The sequence below is a fragment of the Bradyrhizobium sp. AT1 genome, from assembly GCF_001590795.1.
In the GTDB taxonomy this organism is placed as follows: Bacteria; Pseudomonadota; Alphaproteobacteria; order Rhizobiales; family Xanthobacteraceae; genus Bradyrhizobium.
The window spans coordinates 6636844-6642164 of record NZ_JXDL01000001.1; the positions used below are offsets into that span (position 1 = coordinate 6636844).

5 protein-coding genes and 1 pseudogene are annotated in these 5321 nt (G+C 66.2%); 3 read left to right on the forward strand and 3 right to left on the reverse strand.

Going from position 1 to position 5321, the window contains the following annotated elements; all coding sequences use genetic code 11:
* Window positions 1–288, reverse strand: a pseudogene (locus SE92_RS30815) (DUF2147 domain-containing protein); the annotation flags it as partial.
* 667 nt (window positions 289–955) lie between these two features.
* Between SE92_RS30815 and SE92_RS37280 the strand changes: the two are divergent.
* Both SE92_RS37280 and SE92_RS30825 read left to right on the forward strand, forming a co-directional pair.
* On the forward strand, window positions 956–1381 hold the full coding sequence (locus SE92_RS37280; protein WP_245324745.1) for a DUF2147 domain-containing protein: 426 nt from the start codon (window positions 956–958) through the stop codon (window positions 1379–1381).
* A gap of 428 nt (window positions 1382–1809) precedes the next feature.
* On the forward strand, window positions 1810–3015 hold the full coding sequence (locus SE92_RS30825; protein WP_063202049.1) for an extensin-like domain-containing protein: 1206 nt from the start codon (window positions 1810–1812) through the stop codon (window positions 3013–3015).
* Window positions 3016–3130: 115 nt separating this feature from the next.
* Here the strand turns inward: SE92_RS30825 and SE92_RS30830 are convergent, their stop codons facing one another.
* Both SE92_RS30830 and SE92_RS30835 read right to left on the reverse strand, forming a co-directional pair.
* Window positions 3131–3472, reverse strand: coding sequence for a DUF6665 family protein (locus SE92_RS30830; protein WP_063202052.1), 342 nt, complete (start codon window positions 3470–3472; stop codon window positions 3131–3133).
* Between the two features lie 43 nt (window positions 3473–3515).
* Window positions 3516–4151: a TetR/AcrR family transcriptional regulator gene (locus SE92_RS30835; protein ID WP_063202055.1), complete on the reverse strand. Its 636-nt coding sequence runs from the start codon at window positions 4149–4151 to the stop codon at window positions 3516–3518.
* A 196-nt stretch (window positions 4152–4347) separates the two neighbouring features.
* On the opposite strand from SE92_RS30835, the gene SE92_RS30840 reads away from it, so the two are divergent.
* The coding region (locus tag SE92_RS30840; RefSeq protein ID WP_063203852.1) for an HlyD family secretion protein at window positions 4348–5321 on the forward strand (974 nt) is incomplete at its 3' end.

Here is a 5321-nt window from a genome sequence, read left to right on the forward strand (position 1 = left end):
CACGGGAGCCGGCGCGGGCTGCGCGGTGGTGGCGGGAGCCGGCGTGGTGTCGACGTCATCGTCCTTGGAGCCGCCGAGGCCCTTGAGGTTGATGTTGTTCAGCTTGATCGGCTTGTCCGACAGGCCCGGCGCGACGATGGTGACGCAATTGAGCGAGGCGCAGTTGCGCGGCGTCTCGATGCGGATGTGCTGGCCCTCGATCTGGAACGAGATCGTGTTGCCGCCGGCATGCGCGGCGGCGGTCGAGGCGAGGAAGAGCGCGGTGGCGGCGATGGTGAGCTTGTTCATGACAACCTCCGAAGATTGCGTGGTCCCGATATGGACCGGAGTCGCTGGTGGATGAAGCGTGGTTCGACCCTACGCCGGGCCTCTCAGACGTTCTGTGATGGGGATCACAACGGTTCGCGCGCGCCTGGGTGAGGCAGCGCACATTCAGCCGCGGTTCGTTGCGCGTAGTTTCATCGGGACACGACAGGAGGCGCCGATGACCCGGCTTGTGATTTCGCTTGGCACATTGATCGCACTGATGGCGGTCGTGCCCGCGGCCGAGGCCGGCTCCTATTCCTTCTCGATCGGCGGCCACCGCTTTCACGTCGAGGCGCCCAAGAGTTGCCGGTCCGCGTCCTGCGTTTCAATCTCTTCCAATCGCGGTCTTGGCCCCTCAGAGAATGCCGACGCGAGGCCGGCTGCGCCACTTTCGCCCGCGCCGGTCGCCCAAGCGCCACAGCCGGTCTCAGCTGCTCCCGCCCGGCCGGCACCGGCGACATTTGTCGCGGCACCGCCGGCCCCCGTCCTTGCCGCGACCACATCGCAGCCGGTTGTGCCGCCGCCGGCCCCAAGAGCAGAGGCGTCAAGACCTGAGACGTCAAGACCAGAAGCGCTGAGCCCCAGTCCGCCACGGATTGAGTCGCCGCGCGTCGATTCGCCGAAAAGCGTCGTCCTCGATCCGCCGCGCATGGAGCCGCCGATCGTTGTGAAGCCAGAGATCAAGCAGGTGGCACCGATCGCAGAGCATAGCGACGACGAGCAGGGCTATACGCCGCTCGGCGAATGGGAGAGTGTCGGCGCCAAGGGCACGGTTCGGATCGAACGATGTGGACCTGCCCTGTGCGGCTTCGCGCTGACCGAGGCCTCGAGCCGGGGCGAGAGCGTGCTCGTCAACATGAAGCCGAAATCGCACGACGTCTGGACCGGCAGCATCTACAGTCGCTCCAGCGGACGCACCTATTACGGCAGGATGACGCTGAAGAGCTCGGGCACGCTCTATGTCGAGGCCTGCGCGATCGGCCGCTTCTGGTGCTCGGGCAACGACTGGACGCGGGTCGAGGAGCCGCGCGAGAAACTCGTCACGACATCGCGGCAGTGGGGTGCGCGGTCTTAGTCATGAGCGCTGCTGTTGCACCAGGCTTAGTGGCGTGAGGAGTTGGTCTCCGCGAACACCGGTGGGCGACGATAGAACCCCTCTTCCGGCGCTTCGCGCGACCTTCTCCGACAGGGGAGAAGGGAAGAGACGGCGTGCGACGCGCTCGATGAGGTTAGATCATGCCGAGCACGATGGCGCCGACGAAGGCCATGGCGAGGTACGCGGTGACTACGCTCAGTCTCCCGGCGAACGTCATGAGGTCGCTCCCTCCATGCGCGCTGCTTGGCGCGCGACCTCATGGTTAACAGAAAGTCTCCTTCCGAAAAAGTCAGCCTTGCTGCCGCTTAGTCCTGCCGCGGTCTCGGCGGGCGCCGGCCGGCATGGTTAAAGAATCATGAAATCAACGTGTTGAAGAGTCTTTAAGTAAATTCACCGAACGTGCGTGCATGACGCGCGGAGTTCGTTTGTATCTCGTCGGCTCCATCGTCCTTGTTTCGCTAGCGGGTTGCGGACGCGGCTTCTTCCAGGCCGAACGCGAACCGTGGCGGGCCGAGGCAGAAGCCGCTTGCCTGAAATCGGGCGCGGTGAAGGAGGGACCGGATCTCGTCCGGATCGATCCGATCTCCGGGCCCGGCATGTGCGGCGCGGAGTTTCCGCTCAAGGTCGCCGCTCTCGGCGAAGCTTCAGGCACTTACGGTTTTGCCGACGAGGAGCTGCGCCCGCCGGGCAGCATCGGCGGCCAGCCACGGTGGCCGGTGACGCAACCGCGCTCGAATACTCCGCAGAGTCAGGCTTATCCGACATCGTCCTATCCGCAGCGCTCGAACTATCCGGAAAGCGCGGTGCGCCAGCCCGCTGGCTATGGCGCCTCGTCCGGGCCGATGTCGCTGAACGCACCCGGTGTGGCGGCGCAGGAGGACGAGATCGACCTGCCGCCCGACGGCACCGATGCCGCGGGCGCGGCGCGCTACATGAATGCTCCGAGCTATCCGTCCCGGCAGGCGCCTTACTCGCAGGCGCCATCGCAGCAACCGCTGCCGCGCCTCGGCCCGACGCAGGGCAATCCCGTCACGGCTGTCGGTCCGGTCGCAATCAAGCCAACCGCGACGCTGGCCTGTCCGATCGTCTCCGAGCTCGACCGCTGGCTCGCCGACACCGTGCAGCCTTCGGCGATGCGCTGGTTCGGCGTCCGCGTCGCCGAGATCAAGCAGATCTCCGCCTATTCCTGCCGCGGCATGAACGGCAATCCGCACTCGCACATCTCCGAGCACGCCTTCGGCAACGCGCTCGACATCGCCGCCTTCGTGCTCGCCGATGGCCGCCGTGTCACCGTGAAGGACGGCTGGCGCGGCATGCCGGAGGAGCAGGGATTTTTGCGCGACGTGCAGTCGGGCGCCTGCGCGCATTTCACGACCGTGCTCGCGCCGGGCTCGAACGTCTATCACTACGATCACATCCACGTCGACCTGATGCGCCGCGCCAGCCGCCGTTTGATCTGCCAGCCCGCCGCCGTGTCGGGCGAGGAGGTCGCCTCGCGCGCGCAGTCGCGCAGGCCCTATGCAAGTGCGCGCGATCCTTCGGTGACCGGTTCGCTTGGCGGCCGCAAGAGCTCGACGCACAAGCGCGAGGAAGACGATTACGCCGACGATTAGGCGGGATTGCCAGTAGCCCGGATGGAGCCAACGGGTCGGCGCGAAGCGCCGCCCGATGACAGGCTCCGCGCAATCCGGGAACAGTGTCCCTGCATTCCGCTTCGCTCCATGCGGGCTACGATCGAGGCGGCTTCGACGGTGTCGGGACCAGCCCCATGCAGAGCTGCACCTCGGTTGGGACGTTGTAGGTGCGCATGATGTGGCGGCTGTCGCGCAAGCCGGACGCCTCACGCTGCACCACGAACATCCAGAGCGCCTGGCCGGCTTCCATCACCAGCTTGCGCCTGGCCTGCTGCATCGAGGCTGCAATTTCCGTGGTGCCGTGCGCGGCGTCGAACTCGCGCAAACGCGCTAGTGCCTGTTCGAGCCTGCGGCCCATCCGTCCGAGCGCTGAGGCCTGTTCCTGGACGATCTCGTAGTGGAGGATATCGACGGGCGGGCGAAGATCACGGGACATGATCGCAATATAATTCGGCCGGACCGGCCCGCGCAACGCGCGGCTACGTCGCCCGGTACGCCGCCAGGAACATCCGTGTCGCGCTGTCGACCACTTCGGTCATGCGCTGTTCCGACGGTGCGGGCGCGGCCTGGAAGACGAAAGGCAGGAAGAGCGAAGCCTTGCACAGTTCCATGAACTGCGAGGCCGCGAGGTCGCAATCGTCGATCCTGAGATCCCCGCAGGCGACCCGAGTCTTGAGATAGTCGGAGAGGCGGTTGATGCTCTTGTCCAGCACCCGCGCATAATAGCGGCGCCCGACATCGGGCATGCGCTCGGCGATCGCCATCACGGTCCGGATCGCCGATCCGCCGCCGGGCCGGCAGAGCAGGTGGATGTAGGCCCGGCCGAACTCCTTCAGCGTGGGCTCGGCATCGCGAGCGGGGTCGAAACTGAACACGACCTGGCCGTGCTGGAGTGCCTCCTGTTCGAGGATGGCTTCGAACAGCGCGCCCTTGTCGGCGAAGTAGACGTAGAGCGTGCCCTTGGAGACCTGCGCCGCCCGCGCGATCTCGCCCATGCTGGCGCCGTCAAAACCGAGATCCATGAACACCTTGCGGGCCCCGTCGAGAATCTGGCGGCGTTTGGAGCTGTCCTCCTCCTGGATGACGTGCAGATGTTCGCTGGCGGCTACAACCATTGGTTCAGGGTCTCGGAAGGTTTTTGAGTCGAGTTTGCGGCCATGAAACCCGAATAAAGGATCCTCGTCAGTAGGGTTCGGGCGGGATTATTATGTATATTGACCGAACCGTTCGGTCAATGGTATTTGCATCAGCGAGTGGGGAACAGGCCGCGGCCTGGCGTCTCCTTGATCGCGCTTTTTTGGGGAGGCCTTGATGGCCGTTTCGAGAGACCAGGCCGCGCGCGTCCTCCGCCAGGAAGCGGTGGAGGAGCGCGCGGGCAGTGATGCTGCGATCGAGGGCTCCGCGCCTCATGCCGAGCAACTGCGTGCGCATGTCGCCGAGGAAGCCAAGCGCCGCACTGCTGAGGCGCCGGAGAAGCCCGTGACCGACAAGCCGGCCGCGCCTGCGCCGGACGCACCAGCCGCCGGCGCTCCCAAATCCGGCAAGCGCAAATTCGTCCTGATGGGCGTCGGTCTGGTGCTCGCGCTCGCCGCTGCGAGCTATGCCGGCTATTACACGCTGGTCGGCCGCTTCTACATCTCCACCGACGACGCCTATGTCCGCGCCAACAACACCATGCTGGGTGCGCGGGTTGCCGGCCACATCTCCTCGATCCTCGCCGCCGACAATACGCCGGTGAAAGCCGGCGACGTCGTCCTCCGCATCGACGACGGTGACTACAAGATCGCCGTCGATGCCGCCGCGACCAGGATCGCGACCCAGCAGGCCACCATCGATCGCATCGGCCGCCAGATCGCGGCACTCGACAGCCAGGTGGCGCAGGCCAAGGCGCAACTCGTCTCGGCCGAGGCGGGCCTCAAGCGTGCCGATCTCGACTATGAGCGCCAGCAGGCGCTGAGCAACAAGGGCTTTGCCTCGCGCGCCACTTTCGAGAACTCGGAAGCCGGGCGCGACCAGGGCGCGGCCGCGGTCAAGGCCGCACAGGCCGCCTACGACGTTGCCGTCAGCAACGTCGACGTCGCCAAGGCGCAGCAGGCCGAAGCGCAGGCCCAGCTGGCCGAGCTCAAGACCACGCTCGCCAAGGCCGAGCGCGACCTTGCCTTCACCGCGGTGCGTGCGCCGGTTGGCGGCACGTTCTCCAATCGCCTGGTCAACACCGGCGACTTCGTCGCGGTCGGCCAGCGCCTCGGCAACGTCGTCCCGCTCGACGACGTCTATATCGACGC